This window comes from Autumnicola lenta, assembly GCF_031846515.1.
GTDB classification, from domain to species: Bacteria; Bacteroidota; Bacteroidia; order Flavobacteriales; family Flavobacteriaceae; genus Autumnicola; species Autumnicola lenta.
In genome coordinates, this window is sequence record NZ_JAVRHO010000018.1 from 44,781 (window position 1) to 61,924 (window position 17,144).

Annotated in this window: 10 protein-coding genes; 6 read left to right on the plus strand and 4 right to left on the minus strand. The window is 37.3% G+C overall.

What is annotated here, in order from left to right:
* Positions 1-48: 48 nt before the first annotated feature.
* Entirely contained in the window at positions 49-1,386 is a 1,338-nt protein-coding gene (purB, locus tag RM545_RS12780; RefSeq protein ID WP_311495668.1) for an adenylosuccinate lyase, read from the plus strand.
* Positions 1,387-1,443: 57 nt separating this feature from the next.
* On the opposite strand, the gene RM545_RS12785 is transcribed toward purB, so the two are convergent.
* From RM545_RS12785 to RM545_RS12800, 4 genes are read right to left on the minus strand one after another with little or no spacing between them, the layout of a single operon-like run.
* Positions 1,444-2,001: a biliverdin-producing heme oxygenase gene (locus RM545_RS12785; RefSeq protein ID WP_311495669.1), complete on the minus strand. Its 558-nt coding sequence runs from the start codon at positions 1,999-2,001 to the stop codon at positions 1,444-1,446.
* Positions 1,991-2,548: a response regulator gene (locus RM545_RS12790; RefSeq protein ID WP_311495670.1), complete on the minus strand. Its 558-nt coding sequence runs from the start codon at positions 2,546-2,548 to the stop codon at positions 1,991-1,993. The genes RM545_RS12785 and RM545_RS12790 overlap by 11 nt, the downstream gene beginning before the upstream one ends.
* Positions 2,549-2,593: 45 nt before the next feature.
* Positions 2,594-4,816, minus strand: coding sequence for an ATP-binding protein (locus RM545_RS12795; RefSeq protein WP_311495671.1), 2,223 nt, complete (start codon positions 4,814-4,816; stop codon positions 2,594-2,596).
* Positions 4,817-4,819: 3 nt separating this feature from the next.
* On the minus strand, positions 4,820-8,458 hold the full coding sequence (locus RM545_RS12800) for a CheR family methyltransferase (RefSeq protein ID WP_311495672.1): 3,639 nt from the start codon (positions 8,456-8,458) through the stop codon (positions 4,820-4,822).
* Between the two features lie 767 nt (positions 8,459-9,225).
* On the opposite strand from RM545_RS12800, the gene proC reads away from it, so the two are divergent.
* The 5 genes from proC to RM545_RS12825 all read left to right on the plus strand — a co-directional run bounded on the left by proC (position 9,226) and on the right by RM545_RS12825 (position 17,137).
* Positions 9,226-10,035: a pyrroline-5-carboxylate reductase gene (proC, locus tag RM545_RS12805; protein WP_311495673.1), complete on the plus strand. Its 810-nt coding sequence runs from the start codon at positions 9,226-9,228 to the stop codon at positions 10,033-10,035.
* A 28-nt stretch (positions 10,036-10,063) separates the two neighbouring features.
* Positions 10,064-10,834, plus strand: a complete 771-nt coding sequence (gene proB, locus RM545_RS12810; RefSeq protein ID WP_311495674.1) for a glutamate 5-kinase — start codon at positions 10,064-10,066, stop codon at positions 10,832-10,834.
* 32 nt (positions 10,835-10,866) lie between these two features.
* Positions 10,867-12,066, plus strand: a complete 1,200-nt coding sequence (locus RM545_RS12815) for a glutamate-5-semialdehyde dehydrogenase (protein ID WP_311495675.1) — start codon at positions 10,867-10,869, stop codon at positions 12,064-12,066.
* Between the two features lie 1,027 nt (positions 12,067-13,093).
* A complete protein-coding gene (locus RM545_RS12820) occupies positions 13,094-14,965 on the plus strand; it encodes a M61 family metallopeptidase (protein WP_311495676.1) in 1,872 nt (623 codons plus the stop codon).
* Between the two features lie 168 nt (positions 14,966-15,133).
* Positions 15,134-17,137, plus strand: coding sequence for a cation:proton antiporter domain-containing protein (locus RM545_RS12825; RefSeq protein ID WP_311495677.1), 2,004 nt, complete (start codon positions 15,134-15,136; stop codon positions 17,135-17,137).
* Positions 17,138-17,144: the final 7 nt, after the last annotated feature.

The following is a 17,144-nucleotide window of genomic DNA, read 5'->3' on the forward strand; positions in this document are numbered from 1 at the left end:
AATTAGAGGAAGCCTTATCTTTACTCCTTTAATTTTTAAACTACTATAATGACAGCGCTTACTGCAATTTCCCCTATAGACGGTAGATATCACTCGAAAACCCAGGAACTTTCTGCTTATTTTAGCGAAGAAGCCCTCATAAAATATAGGGTAAAAGTTGAAGTTGAATATTTCATAGCTTTATGTGAGCTACCACTTCCGCAATTAAAAGCTGTAGAAACTTCTGTATTTCCCAAATTGAGATCTATATATAAATCCTTTACTACTGAAGATGCCCTCGCCATTAAGGATATAGAAAAAGTTACTAATCACGACGTAAAGGCCGTAGAATATTTTTTAAAAGAAGAGTTTAATAAACTGGGGCTTGAAGATTCTAAAGAATTTATACACTTTGGCCTCACTTCTCAGGACATAAATAATACGGCAATTCCGCTAAGTATAAAAGATGCTATTGCTGTCGTTTATATACCCTGTGTCAATGAAGTTCAACAGAAGCTAACTCAATTGGCTCAAGATTGGTCTGCCATTCCACTGTTAGCCCGTACACATGGACAACCCGCCTCCCCTACCCGTTTGGGTAAGGAAATTGAAGTATACATTACCAGATTGGAAGCACAACTGGATATGTTAAATTCTGTTCCACATGCCGCAAAATTTGGTGGTGCTACAGGAAATTATAATGCACATCAAGTGGCGTATCCAGAAATTGACTGGAAAGAATTTGGATCTGATTTTGTCAAAAATAAGCTGGGACTTCACCATTCTTTCCCAACTACTCAAATAGAGCACTACGACCATATGGCGGCGCTATTTGATGCTTTAAAACGCATAAACACAATTCTTCTGGATTTGGATCGCGATATCTGGACTTATGTCTCCATGGACTATTTTAAACAGAAAATCAAGAAAGGGGAAATTGGATCTTCAGCAATGCCGCATAAAGTAAATCCAATTGATTTTGAAAACAGCGAAGGAAACCTGGGAATAGCCAATGCAATATTTGAACACTTGTCTTCAAAGTTACCTGTGAGCAGATTGCAGCGCGACTTGACAGACAGTACGGTCCTAAGGAACGTCGGTGTGCCCATTGGCCACACCTTAATAGCTTTCAAGTCCACGTTAAAAGGACTGAATAAGTTACTGCTAAACGAAGAAAAATTAAATGCTGATCTCGAAAATAACTGGGCTGTAGTTGCAGAAGCGCTCCAGACCATCTTAAGGAGGGAAGGCTTTAAAAATCCTTATGAAGCATTAAAAGGACTCACACGCACCAACGAAAGAATAAACAAAAAGAGTATAGCCGATTTTATTGAAACGTTGGATGTTTCTGAAGATATCAAGAAAGAAATGCGCGTAATAACACCACAAAACTATACAGGAATATAAAAAACTGGAGAATGAGACACAGAAAAATATTTTCTGTGTCTCATTTGCAATAGTTCTTTATGAGTTCAGAAACTGCTGCCTAAAAACCTGACCGAAAAATTCAAAAGTTTCTTTTGCTTTGTTTATAGCCGAGGTCTTTTCTTCTTCAGTAAAAGTTTTGGATTCAATAAGTTTCTTAAATTTATTCCAGGATTTTAAACTATCACGTTTTCCATTGAAAAAATGGTGGTTTTCTATAGACGACAATTTTTTGCAGTGTTTTAAGTTCCGGGAGATGAGCATTCCTCCCATAGCCGAACCTTCGACAACATAAGCCGCTCCAAATGCTTCCGCTTCAGAATTACAAAAAAAATCGCTTCCGGAAAATAAGGGAATTTCAGCAGGAACGTTTAGCTGATCCAGGTCTTTTTCCAGTTCCTTATATTTACTTGGTTCGTAATTCACAAGTTGCGCAGAAATTTCCTTTTCTGAAATAGCATAGGCAACATAATTCTGAAAAAGCAGATTTTTATATTGCGTTATAGAAATACTGTGGTCCATTATTTTACCGGCAGCATTTTCCTCTTCTATTTCCCTGTGTAATTCAGCAGTAGAATCTCGTAACTCACTTAGCATCTCGTTCTAATTTAATTTGGTCAATATTCTTTCTTATTTTTGCTAAGTAGTCTCGTTGTTCTTCACTATCGGCTTCAAAATGGTCCAGGTAACGATATATTTGATTTACGGCAATTTTATTCTGCCTTATTTTTTCCCTTAATTCCACCTTCTCGATCATATTAAAGACTACCTGTTTAAGCAGCGGCTTTAATTTTTCGCCAATAACCCGCATGTTTTTTTTGAGAACAAAACCCGAAGCTCCCGTAAGTATGGTATTCGCAGCCAGCTCGTCATCATCAATGGTTCCCGTTACAAAAATGAACGGCATATCTGCATCAAAATCCTTAACCAGCCTAAGCACATCCAATCCGGTACAGGCAGGCAGATTATAATCTGATAGAATCACATCTGGTGCAAAATTTTGAAGAAGCACACTCACCTCCTCAAGGTTGTCTGTAACTTTAATTTCGGGGTTCTCCACAATTTTGCCAATGTGATAACTAATAAGGTCAGCATCAGTCTTTAAATCTTCAACCAGTAATATTCGTAAAGCTGTTTTTATCATTGTCAGAAATTCCGCTAAAATTAATTAAAAAAATGCCAGGAGCCGTTATTCCTCTGTTATAGTGAAGAAAAAAGTAGTACCCCCTCCTGGTTTGCTTTCCACCCAAATTCTTCCTTTATGCTTCTCGACCACTCTTTTTGCAATGGCAAGACCCACTCCAGAACCTGTATATTTATCTCCGGCAAGCCGGGAAAAGACTTCAAAGACTTTATCAGCTTGTGAGGGATCAAAACCAATGCCATTGTCCTTAACAAAATATACCGTTTCTAAATCTCCCGCCATTGAATCGATTTCTATAAGCGGCTTTTCCTTTTCTGAAGAATATTTTAAAGCATTATCGATTAAGTTATTTATTAATTGCGAAATCATCCTTTTGTCTGCATCGATAATTGGCAAATTTCGACCCACACTTATTTCTGCATGAGGAAACCGATTTTCCGATTTTTTTTCAAGTTTAATTTCCTCCACCATCTCCTTTAATGAAAATTTTCGCTTCGCCATCTGCATCTGCCCCACTTTGGAATACGAAAGGATGTCTTCTATTAGCACATCCATTCTTTCCACAGACTTCAGGATTGTATCTAAAGCATTTTTACCAAAGTCATCTAATTTTAATGCGTAATCTTCTGAAAGAATACTTGCAAAACCTTCTATTCCCCGCAAAGGTCCTCGCAAATCATGGGAAACACTATAACTAAAGGTTTTAAGCTCCTGATTTGCTTCAGAAAGATTTTTATTGAGCTCTTCAATGGTTTCCTTTTGTTTTTTTACGAGAACATGGGTAATGCTGTCCTGTAAGGCTATTGCTGCCTCTATATCATATTTTTCCCATTTCCCGGCCACTCCTGATACTTTCTCTGTCCACCGCTCAAAAGATTTTCTGGGACTTAAGTATTCTATTCCATCTTTAAAGACACCTTTTTTTTCAGGATTACCGCCCCAATTTACTGTACTGGAAGTCTGAGGTCTAAACCACAATAAAAATTCTTCCCTTTCCTCTCCAATTCGCACGCTTAATAAACCCGAAGCTCGTTCTACAAATTCTTTAGCAGGCGCGTAATGTCTCGACAGGTTTTTAGTTTGAAAAAGTCTTTCTTTCTTACCACTCAAAAAATCAAAAATGAGAGAAAAGATCTCATGTTCGCCGGGAGTTTTACCTACAAGACATAATTTTCCGTTAGAGTAAATAGCACCACCTTCACAATCAACAATATCTGTGAAGCGGGAAGTATTAGCTGTTATTGCTTCTATAAAATCAGAATTTGCAGTCATATATGAAACCAATTCTTTTCTAATTTCTTCAGATTTTGTAATGTTCCTTAGAAAAGTATTAGAGGTTTTGAGTGCCAGTTTATTAGAAAATACCTGGGTAAGGAATTTACAGGATTGTCGTTGATGATAATTGACAAATTTTGGGCTATAATGATGGCAAGCCAAAAGCCCCCAAAGCTTACCATTTAAAATGATTGCAGCAGTAAGGGAAGCGCCTACTTTCATGTTTTTTAGGTACTCGATATGAATAGGAGATACCCCACGCAACTCAGATTTGGAAATATCCAGTGGTTTATTAGTAAGTGGTGAGATCGCCGGCTGAATTTCAGAAGCTTTATAATTAACATCAGCAATAATCCGCACGCCCTGCTTAAGAAATATTTCCCGAGCCGGTTTTGGAATATCTGTAGCCGGGTAATGTAGTCCCAGCCAGCTTTCCAGTTCCTGCTCACGGACCTCTGCCACTACTTCTCCATTCCAGTCTTCATCGAATTGATACATCATTACACGATCATAGCCGAATAAATACTTAACAAGCGAAACAGCTTGCTCACACATCTCTTCTATAGAATTGGTCTTATCAATTTCATTAAGAATTTTGGTGAGCTGATCCTGAAATAAAACCGGATCTATAGAATCGCCGTATGGTTCGATATCCAGCACAAGATGATCTCCGGAAAGATGCGGAATCATAAAAAACCGGTGACCATATAAAGATATTTCCTCTGGAAGGAGCACATTTTCTTCCGAGATATTTTTCTTCAACTTCTCCACTATTTCTGAAGGCAATACTACAGAAAGTGGTTGTGAAAGAATATTATGAAGCTCAACATTCAGGATATCCTGAACGTTGGCGCTGCATTGAATAACTTTAAAATTTATTTTGTTACATATCAATATCACACCATGTGCCTGGGACTTAGGAATGCTATGAATAGGTTCGCGATCACAATTGGTAAGGTTCACTTTCCCTGAGACATCTGTGCCTACAGCCATAAATTATTTTCTTTTAATTTTGAAGTAGAATGTACTTCCTACTCCAGGTTGTGAATCGAGCCAAAGTGTACCTTCATGTAACAGAACTATTTTTTCTACATGAGCCAGTCCTACTCCCGTACCTTCGTATATTTCCTCAGTAGGGACTCGATTAAAAATGGTAAAAATTCCTTTCTGGTCTTCTTCAGAAATACCAATACCGTTATCCATTACAGAAAAGACCCAGAATTCTCCCTCCTGGTATGCGGAAATTCTTATTTCGGGATCACGATCCTTTGCTTTATATTTTAAAGCATTACTTAATAAATTCTGAAAAAGCAGCCGTAATTCCACCTCATAAGCTTTTATTTTAGGTAAAGAACCCACATGAACTTTCGCTCGTGTATCGCGTATTCTCTTTCCTAAATCATACTTTACAACCTCAACTACTTCCTTGGTATTTACCAGCGTCTTCTTGGTATTTCTACCTATCCTGGAGTGATCTAACAGTGCCTTAATCTGGTTAGCCAACCTATTCGAAGCTTCATCAATATAAGAAAGATATTCCCTGCCCTTATCATCAAGTTTTGAAGCATAGATTTTTCCTAAGATATCACTACCAAATTTGATTGTGGAAAGAGGTTCCTGCAAATCGTGGGAACAAATAGAAACAAATTGTTCCAGATCCCTGTTTGCTCTTACCAGATCTGCCTTTTGTTCTTTAAGCTCTTCCTGGGCGCGTTTTAAATCAGAAATATCTACACACGTGAATCTGTGGGTAATGCCATTACCATCTCCGTCTACTTCTAAAGTAGCATTCATAATGACAGGAATAACATTGCCGGATTTAGTAACCATTTCCTGCTCAATATTTTTTAACTCTCCTTCCCTTCTAAAAATTTTATTTAATCTTAATGCCTCCACCTGATACTCATTATCATAAAACTCAAAGAATTGTTTCCCGATTACTTCAGATTTAGAGGAATAACCCATTCTCTCTATTGCTTCTGTGTTACATTGTACAACCTCAGCGGTATTTGGATCTATACTGAAATGCATTACAGGATCCTCTTCATAAAATGCCTTAAATCTTTTCTCACTCGCAATTAATTTTCCGCGGGATTTTTCCAGCATTTCAATATCTATAAAAGTAATAACAACCCCGCTGATTCTTCCTTCAGTATTGCGGTATGGTGAAATTCTTCTTAAATAAGGTTTCCCTTCTTTTGAAAGGATTTGCTTCTCCAGCGTTTTCCCGCTTTTAAGTACCCTCTTGCAACGTTCAATAAGATTTGCTTTACCAATACTACCGACAAAATGCTCTATAGGTCTGCCTACATCGGAATTAAGAAAGCTGAAATGTTCTTTAATTGAAGGCGTGAATTTTCTTATTCTTAACTCGTCGTCGAGAAATATAGTGCCTATCTGGGTGCTCTCCAGAAGGTTATTCATGTCTGCATTTAACGCTGCCAAATCATCCATTTTCTGAACGTTTTCCGCATTTACAGTATTTATCTCTTCATTAACACTCTGTAACTCTTCATTTGTACTTTGCAACTCCTCGTTAGAGGCCAGCAACTCTTCATTAGCTGACTGTAATTCTTCATTGCTCCTTTCGATTTCCTCTAAAGAATGCTGCAGGTCATCTTTTGTTTTTTTCAGCTCATCTTCCAGCTCCGCAATTTGTCTTTCTGTTCTATTGCTAACGGTTACCTTTTCTACCTCCTTTATTTTTGAATGATCAACATCCTTTTCAATAAAAGTAAGTACAAAATTTACCTCATCATCCAATTGTTCCTGTACAAAAGGTTTTACGATTAAATCAAGGGATTTTGTTTCCTCATGGTGTTTATATATAGCATCGCGATAAATTGCTTTAGCATTCGATTCTCTTGCCTCTCTAATTGTAGAAAGAAGGATATGTTTAAGATCTGTACCAATCATATCCAAAAGGTTAATAGAAAAACCACTGACCGGAAGATTGGCATACTTTCTAAATTCTCCTATTCCCTGGAGAATATTGTATTCAGAATCTATAAAAACACTTGCTCCACCAAACTGTTCCAGAATGGCTTGATTAAGCTCGTTTATGTATTTATTTTTCGCACTGTTACCTGACGAAGTACTGTGTCTTCGATTTTTCTTAAGTTTTGCTTTATTGTATGCTTTGGCTGTCGAGGAGCGAAGGGTTTCGACCTGAATCCTGGTACGCGGTTTAATATTACGATAAACCTTCCATTTACGGCTGACGTCTTCAAAGTACTCACGATGGCTCTCTATACTCTCACTTGTGCCCAAAACCAGATAACCATCTTCTTTCAGTCCGTAGTGTAAAACATTTAAGGCTTTTTCCTGAATAGATGGCTGAAAATAAATAAGAAGATTTCGGCACAACACAAGATCCATTCTGCTGAAAGGCGGATTTTTTATCACATTGTGTTTTGAGAAAATTACCATCCTACGAATTCTCTCCACAACCTGATACCCCTGCGTCCTGCTTACCAGGTACTTCTGCACCAGATTAGGTGCTATATCTGCAATAATACTTTCGGGATAAACACCTCTACTCCCTATTTCGAGATGCTTCTCTGCAATATCTGTAGCAAAAATTTTTATTTCAACATTTTTATTCTGCCTTTCAAGTTCCTCACTTAAAAGCATCCCCAGAGTATATGCTTCCTCTCCTGTACTACAAGCTACATCCCATATTTTTAGAACATCCCCGTCTTTCTTTTTGCTCAAAATACCTGGAATAATTTCGTCTTCCATTATTTCCCATACCTTGGCATCTCTAAAGAATTTTGTAACGCCAATAAGGAATTCTCTGTATAAGAAATCTACCTCCTCGGGATTAGATTTTAATATGTCATAGTACTCTTCCAAAGAACTGCACCTGCAAACATTAATACGTCTCGCTATTCTTCTGGCCAGAGTAGAATATTTATATTCACTAAAATCCAGCTGTGTTTCCTTATTAATAAGGTCTAGAACCTTAGAAAGCGTATTTCCGTTATACTCAAAATCGTCATCAGTAAAATTGACTGTTGGAGCATTAACAAAATTAGCTAATTCTGCCCCCATAGATTTAACCGGCAGAACGTAATCTACTAAACCTGTGTTAATAGCACTCTGCGGCATTCCGTTGAATTTAGCTTCATCGGGATTCTGAACCATCACCATTCCGTTCTTCTCCTTAATTGCTCTAATTCCTCTAGTGCCGTCACTACCCGTGCCACTTAAAATCACGGCAATCGCAGTCTCTTTTTTAAACTCGGCTAGGGAACTTAAGAAAATATCAATTGGTAAGTTTAACTTCTGGTCCTTGGGTTTTTCCAGGAGGTGAAGCTTTTCATCTTCAATTACAAGATTATTTACCGGCGGAATCAAATAAATTCTTCCCGGCAGAATATCCATTCTATCACTTATTTGTTCAATGGGAAGACTAGCTGTTTTTGATAAAATCTCACCCATCATGCTCTTGTAATCCGGTGAAAGGTGCTGAATAACTACATAAGTATTATTATCTTTTTCAGAAAGATTGCTGAAAAAATCCTGTAAAGCTTCCAATCCTCCTGCACTTGCTCCCACGGCAATTATTCGGGAAGTTTCAACAGGTGGGTGGATTGGAGAAATCTGAGTCAGAAAATTGTCATTTTTAGTCATCGTATTGTAGTAGTCCTTTTAAAGAGAGAAAAAGTCAAAAATAATCGTTAACACCCAATATTTTCAAGTGTTTTCACACAATTATGAACTTATATCGAATAAATTTTACGCCGATCGTATAGAAAATACTCAAAGTTTAACAATTTAAATCTTAAATATTCCCAATACAAACTCTTGTACTGTTAAATTATGTTAACAACGCACCTTGTTGAATTCTGTTAATAGAAAATGCACAAACGATAAGTTCCTGTAACTGCGGAATATCATCCTGAATGTTTCTAATTTTACCACATCACGATCATTTTTGAAAACACATTATGCTCACAAGACCTCCGAATATTTTAAAGATACAGGCAGAACAGCATGTAATTCTGCCATTATTGCAGACCTCTGCCAAAGAGTGATTTTTCAGGACAACTACTTTTCTTTTAAAATAAATTCGAAAAAATGGTCTTATGGATTGGCTTTAATTAACTGAAGATATTTCGCTATTTAAAAATCTATTTATTTAATTAGATTCCGTTAAACTACCGCTATAAGAAGCTTGAGGTCAAATTCCGACTTCTTCTTGACATAATAAAACAAACCCAATTTTGTGTATTTTTAGCAAAGTACCTTTTGGAATATAAGCTATTTATCTTAACTTATCTCCTGTTCCAAACTGAGGATTCCCCATCTTTATAGAAGGATTGCATGATGTTTGAACCATAACGGGCAGAATTATTTTTTGAAATAAAGTTGAAAATTAATTAACCAAATAAACAAAAATGAAAGTACTAGTTATCGGAGCAGGAAATATGGGCCTTACTTATGCGGAAGGCATGGCAAAATCGGCCATGTTAAATCGCAAAAATCTGATGATTTTTGATAAATCAGCAGAGATTTTAACATCCCTAAGCAGTATTGACCATTTTGATGTTTATGATAAAATTGAAGATTGTCTTCCTGAAGCAGACGTAGTTTTCCTGGCTGTAAAACCTTATCACTGTGATGGTCTCTTTGAGGAAATTAAATCTTATGTAAATAATCAGCAAATCTTTGTGTCCCTAATGGCGGGTATTACTATTAAGAAAATTCAGGATGGCCTGAATGTAAAAAAAGTAGTGAGATCTATGCCTAACCTACCGGCACAGGTAGGGAAAGGAGTTACCTCTTATACAGAAGCAAAAGAAGTTTCCAGAGTAGAGCTTCTAATGATAAGGAATCTTCTGGATACTACGGGAGAATCCATACGGGTGAAAAACGAAAACTTTATAGATGCCTCCACAGGTATTTCAGGTAGTGGTCCCGCATACGTGTTCTACTTTATGCAATCTATGCTGGAAGCAGCATTAAAAATGGGCTTTTCACAGCACGATTCCAAAATACTTGTAAGTCAGACTTTTGAAGGTGCTGTAGAGCTTTTCAATCAGTCAGATCTTTCTCCCAATACGTGGATGGAGAGAGTAGCTTCAAAAGGTGGTACCACAAGAGCTGCGCTAGATTCTATGGAAGACAACAACGTAAAAGAGCTTATAAAAGATGCCGCTTACGCAGCTTTTGACAGAGCGGTAGAACTTGGAAAAGAAGAAGCGTAATTTAAAAATTATCTGTAAAATCGATAAAATGGATAAGAAAAGAATAGTTGTAAAGGTCGGAACAAATGTAATGACCAATAAAGATAACAGAATAGTTGGCCCGGTACTAAAAAACCTGGTAAGGCAAATAGCCACATTATATGAGCAGGACATTCATGTAGTCCTTGTTTCTTCAGGATCTGCGATTGCAGGTAAGGAAATCCTGGGAGAAATAAATATTACCGACCCGTCCAAAAGAAGACAGGTATTTTCTTCAGTAGGACAACCGCGTATGATGCGGCATTATTACAGTATTTTTCATGACTACGGAATGCGCTGCGCGCAGGTGCTGGCTACAAAACGGGATTTTAGCCCGGGTATCCACAGGGAAAATATGATTAACTGTTATGAATCTTTATTATCTGAAGGAATAATTCCTATTGCGAATGAAGATGATGCGGTTTCAGTAACCATGTCTATGTTTTCAGACAATGATGAACTGGCAAGTTTGGTAGCAGAATTAATTGGTGCCGACTCGCTTATCATTCTTAGTGATACAGATGGGCTTTACACCGGCCATCCAGATGATGAATATTCAGAAAAACTTAATAAAGTTCAGGTTGACCAAAACGTTGAAAAATACGTTCAGGAATCTGGAAAAGGTGAAGGCGAAGGCCGTGGCGGTATGGAGTCCAAAATCAAGATTGCGAAAAGTACTGCTTCCAAAAATATAACTACTTATATCGCAAACGGGAAGAATGAAAACGTGATTTTGGATATAATGGCCGGTAAGCCAGTAGGAACGAAGTTTACCGCATAAATTATTTAGTTGAACTTAAAAAAATTATAGCAATGATATTGATAGACACAAAAACCAAAAATAACGTTTTAAAATCCATGATAAATATCCTGGATAAGAGACGTAAAGAAATAGTTGCTGCCAATCAAAAGGACCTGATAAACTTTGGTGAAACCGAGGGTGCAATGTACGACAGGCTTATCGTAAACGATAAGAAAGTAGACGGCATGATACAATCCGTCAAAGAGGTGATGGAACAGGACGATCCAGTTGGACAGACGATTGAACATAGAAAGCTTGACAGCGGATTGGCGATTACCAATAAAACCGCACCTTTCGGGAACATCATGATTATTTATGAATCAAGACCAGATGTGACGATAGAAGCAGCTGTACTTGCTTTTAAAGCAAATAATAAGATTTACCTGAAAGGTGGTAAAGAGGCCATCCATAGTAACAAAATTCTAGAGGAATGCTGGCACCAGGCACTTCTGAAAAACGATCTCGATACAAGCTGGATCCAGTTGCTTCACTTAAACCGGGAGGAAACTCAAGAATTTCTTAAAAATCCGCCGGAAAAATTAGATCTTATCGTCCCTCGTGGTGGCGAGAGATTAATTGCTTTTGTTAAGGAACACGCAACAGGCGCTGTTCTTGTGAGCGGTCGTGGAAATAACTTCCTGTATGTTTCTGAAAATGCAGATTTCGAAATTGCCAAGAAAGTGATGTTGAACGCTAAAATCGATAAGATTTCTGGTTGTAACGCACTTGATAAAGTATTGGTAAGTCTTAATCTTCCTGATTATGAGAATAAGCTGCGTGAACTTCAGCAAATGTTCAGGGAAAACGGCGTGAAGATCCTTGTAGATGAAGAAATCCACAAAGTACTTAACGATGAAGACAAGATTCCTTCAGAAGATGTTTGGTATGAAGAATTCCTGGCAATGAAGGTTGTGATTGGCAGCGCTTCCCAGCTAGATGCCGCTATAGAAACAATCAACAAATACTCCGGTGGACATTCTGCTTCCATCATCACTACAGACGAAGTTGAAGCACTTAAATTTATGGAACAGGTAGACAGCGCAGCCGTTTATCATAATGCTTCCACAAGATTTACCGATGGTGGTGCTATGGGTGTTGGTGCCGAGCTGGCAATTAGTACAGATAAACTACATCACAGGGGACCACTTGGGCTTAAACAATTGGTAACCAATAAATATTATGTGCTGGGAGAAGGCCATATTAGAGCTTAATCCAAATTACATACATTTTTAAAGGAGGTTGTCTTTACAGGCAGCCTCTTTTTTATGCTGAATTTGTTCATTTTAGGTACATGCCCGAAATTGGCAATTTTCAACTTATTATTTTTAGACCTCACAGGTTTTTAAAACCTGTGAGGTCTTGCCGTGGCTTAAAATCGGCAATTTTCAACCTGCTGAAATAATTCTTGTCAAAAATGCCCGAATGTTTTTTCTGAAATTTTTTATAAAATAAAGGCTGGGGCTTAAAATGGAAAGTATTGACCTAATAATAAGACCTGACAGGTTTCAAAAACCTGTCAGGTCTGTCCTACACCCGAAAAGGCAATTAAGAACATCAATTCTTACTGTCAAAAATCAAAAAATTAATTTCTTTATTAGTGGATTAGTGGTAACATTTTTATCAAAAGAAGAATTTAAATTTTGGCAATTTTCGACCTGCCATTTTGAAACTGAAGTGATTCTGCTGATATCTATAAGGTTTTAAAAGCCTTGTAGGTATTTCTTTTGGCTATATAATCTAAAAAAACTCTATTTTTTTGATCTACTGAAGTAATCTTGACAAGAATGCATGAATATATTCTGCAAATTAATTAGTAGCCCCTCTGATTAAAGAAGTGTAGCTGAAAATGGTAATTTTCCACTTATTATTATTAGACCCCACAGGTTTTGAAAACCTGTGAGGTCTTGCCGTGGCTTAAAATCGGCAATTTTCAACCTGCTAGTTTTTAAGCTGAAGTGATTCTGCTGAAATCTAAAAGAAGGAAGCCGAAAAATGGCAATTATCGACCTCCTCATTTTCAGCAAAGGCTTTTTTACTCTTTAACTTCTTTTCTATTTAACTCTTCAATTTCAAAACGCACGTTACTAGGTTATAATCTTCAGAGGAAATGGAAATTTTATACTTCAGTAGGTATTTTGGCGTTAACAGGGTGTTAACACTCAAAATGACCATTAAATGCACCAGAGATTTGTAACTTTCCGCAGAAAATTCAATTAAAATAAAAAACCACACTTTAGCATGAAAAAATTCATTTATGCACTGGCAATGTCATTTGCCATTTTCAGTTGTAAAACCACGCAAAATACCGTTACTGAGGAACAACCAATTGTTACCAAACTTGATCTTGTGAACGTTCAGGAAGATAGAGTTATGGTGACCATTGACCCGGCAGAATTTACTACAGAAACTACCACTTTTTATATTCCGAAGACCGTACCCGGCACCTACTCTACTTCCAATTACGGAAAATATTCTGAAGATCTTAAAGCTTTTGATTACAAGGGAAATGAACTGGAAATTGTAAAGCTGGATGAAAATAGCTGGAGTATTCCCGATGCAAAAAAACTTGATAAGATCACGTACTGGGTCAACGATACCTTTGATGTGCAGGGAGAAGGCGGAATTTATTCTATGGCCGGAACAAATATCCTCGAAGACAAGAATTTCCTGCTTAATCTCCACGGATTTGTAGGTTACTTTGAAAATTTGCAGGAGAAAAAATATCGTGTGGAGATAAAGAGACCTTCAGATCTTATTGGAGGAAGTGCGCTGGAGATTGCTGAGACTCTTTCTACGGAAAATGATGAATCAAAAACAGACATCTACAATCTGAACCGTTATTTTGAAGTTACCGATAACCCTATTATGTACGGAGAGCCGGACACTGTTAGTTTTAATGTACAGGGAATGGAGGTTTTACTGAATGTTTATTCTCCAAACGACAAATTTTCTGCCGAAAGCTTTGCTCCTGCTATGGAGAGAATGATCACGGCGCAAAAGAATTTTTTAGGTGATATTAACAGCACTGACAAATATGCTATTCTACTTTATTTATCAGCTACTCCGGGACAGAACGATGCGGGAAATTTTGGAGCTCTGGAGCACCACACCTCTACCGTTGTGGTTATGCCGGAAATTATGGAAGAAGAAGCTTTAAATGAAAGCCTTACAGATATCGTTTCTCATGAGTTCTTCCACATTATCACTCCTCTGGGAGTACATTCGCAAGAAATTCATTATTTCGATTATAACGATCCAAAAATGTCAAAACACCTTTGGATGTATGAAGGCATCACCGAATATTTTGCTAACCTTTTCCAGGTAAACCAGGGATTAATAGACAATCAGGATTTCTACGACAGGATTAATGAAAAACTGGAAGCAGCAAAACGATATGATGATACCATGTCTTTTACTGTTATGAGTGAGAATATTCTTGAAGATGGATATCAGGAAAACTATGCGAATGTTTACCAAAAAGGAGCTTTAATAGGAATGGCACTGGATATTAGGTTAAGAGAACTTAGCGGTGGAAATATGGGTGTTCTTGACCTCATGAAGGAACTAACGCAGAAATACGGAAAGGACAAGCCTTTTAATGATGACGAGCTTATTGCCGATATTGTTGAACTTACCTATCCGGAGATTCAGAATTTCTTTGATCAGTACGTAATTGGAACCACGCCAATTCCTTATTCTGAATTTTTTGAAAAAGTAGGCCTGGAAATTAGAGAAGGTCAGGTTCCTGTAGACTACTTCTTGAAAAATCAAACCACACCTTACATTACTGTAAATCAACAAGGGAATATTCTTGTAAGAAATGATGTGGAGTTGAACTCCTTTCTTCAGGATTTGGAACTGGAAGCTGGAGATATGATCCAGAGCATAAACGGAACAGCATATAGCCGGGAGAATATTTATGACCTGATAACTACTTCACAAACTTGGAAAGAGGGAGATTCAATTTCCATGACCGTTGTTAGAGATGGTGAAGAAGTGATTCTGGAATCTTCCATTGTTGCTCCAACTGCACCGGGATTGCGTTTAGTTGAAATTCAAAACGCCGATAGTGAACAGATTGAACTGAGATATGCATGGTTAAAATCATAAAGAACACTTTAAAGTCAACATCCCCGGGTCAAGCATCTGGGTAATAAACCCGGCTGGGGAAATAAATAAAAATGCGGTGGTTAGATACTACCGCTTTTTTTATTTTAATTCAGGCAAATCTCCTAAATTGAAGTTTCAAATAAACTTGCTAAAACCACTTCTTACCACATGGAAATTCCTATTCTACAGGATATTGTCATAATACTTGGATTATCAATACTCATTATTCTTGCGTTTCAAAAGATAAAAGTTCCTTCAATATTAGGGTTTTTACTTGCCGGAATTATTGCAGGTCCCCATGCCTTTAATCTTATAAGCTCTACTCATGAGGTAGAATTACTTTCGGAAATTGGTATTATTTTTCTACTATTTGTAATTGGAATAGAACTTTCTTTAAAAGGATTGGCTTCCATAAAGAACACTATTATTTTCGGGGGTGGGCTTCAGGTAGGTGGTACAATTTTGATAACAACACTTGCCGCTGTCTTCTTAGGCCTTCCATTAAATACATCTATTTTTCTTGGATTTCTTTTCTCGCTAAGTAGTACAGCCATTGTCCTTAAGCTACTTCAGGAGAAAGGTGAAATGACTTCGCCACACGGCCGGATTGGAGTGGCCATTCTTATATTTCAGGATATTATTGTAGTACCCATGATGCTGTTTACACCGCTGCTGGCTGGTAAATCTGACAATATCCTGTTAACCATTGGAATTCTTACCGGAAAAGTGATTTTGGTAGGAATTGTAATTTTTCTTTTAGCAAAGTATGTAGTACCAAGAGTTTTTGAATGGGTGGTAAAGACCAAAAATCAGGAATTGTTTATTCTTACCGTTGTGGTGTTTTGTTTCGGGATTGCATGGCTGACTTCTTCTGTCGGACTATCCCTGGCTTTAGGTGCTTTTTTTGCCGGACTAATCATATCTGAATCTGATTATAGTCACCAGGCCACCGCCAACGTGCTACCCTTCAGGGAAATCTTTATTAGTTTCTTCTTTATTTCAGTTGGAACACTGCTTAACCTAAGTTTCTTCTTCAATAATATTGTGTACATATTACTGCTTGTTGTGGCCGTGATCCTACTCAAAATGCTTGTATTAGGAATAACAACCCTTATTCTAAAATATAAGCCAAGAACCATCTTTATGACGCTTTTTAGTCTCTTTCAGGTTGGAGAATTTTCGCTTCTGCTTTCAGGCGTGGGACTTGAAAACGGATTAATTCCTGAGAATATTTATCAATATTTTTTGGCCATATCCATCATTAGTATGGGGCTAACTCCTTTTTTAATTTCCAATTCCTCTAAAATCACTTATGCTATTCTAAAAGCACCAATCCCTTCCGCAGTAAGAAAGCGACTGAACAACATTAAAAAAAACGCAAATACCGAAGAATTTTCAGAAGAAAACCTGCACGATCACCTTGTAATTATTGGTTACGGAATTAACGGTGGAAACATTGGAAAGGCCGCCAGAAATGCCAATATTCCATACGTTATCGTGGATATGGAGCCCGATTCTTTTGATAAAGCTAAAGCTAAGGGAGAGCCTATTGTTTTTGGTGACGCAACAAATCCTACTATTTTAAAACACATACATGTGCAGGAGGCACGGGTTGTGGTAATTGCCATTTCAGACCCTGCAGCCACACATAAAATTATTAGCAGCATTCGCCTATTTACACAAACTGCTTTTATAATTGTCAGGACACGCTACGTAAAAGAAATTGAAGAAAGTATAAGGCTTGGTGCAGACGAGGTAATTCCTGAAGAATTTGAAACTTCCATAGAGATTTTCACCCGTGTTCTCAAAAAATACTTAGTACCCTTTGATGAGATTCAGGCTTTTACAGATAGCATCCGTTCTTCAGATTATGCTATGCTAACTTCTTTAAAAGGCAAACCTCATAATCCTAATTTACAGCATCTTAATATTCCGAATAAGGAAATTGCCACCCTTACCGTTAGACGAAATAACAAAAAGATTGTAGGTAAGACAATAAAAGAATCGGGAATGGGCAAGAATTACAGAGTTACTGTACTGGCTATAAAAAGGGAAAATGACTACCTCACAGAAATTTCTCCCAATACTGTTATTATGCAGGACGACCTTCTTTATCTTTTCGGAAACCCGATAAATATTAATCATATTAATAAAATCCTGTCCCTTAAATAGGAACTGT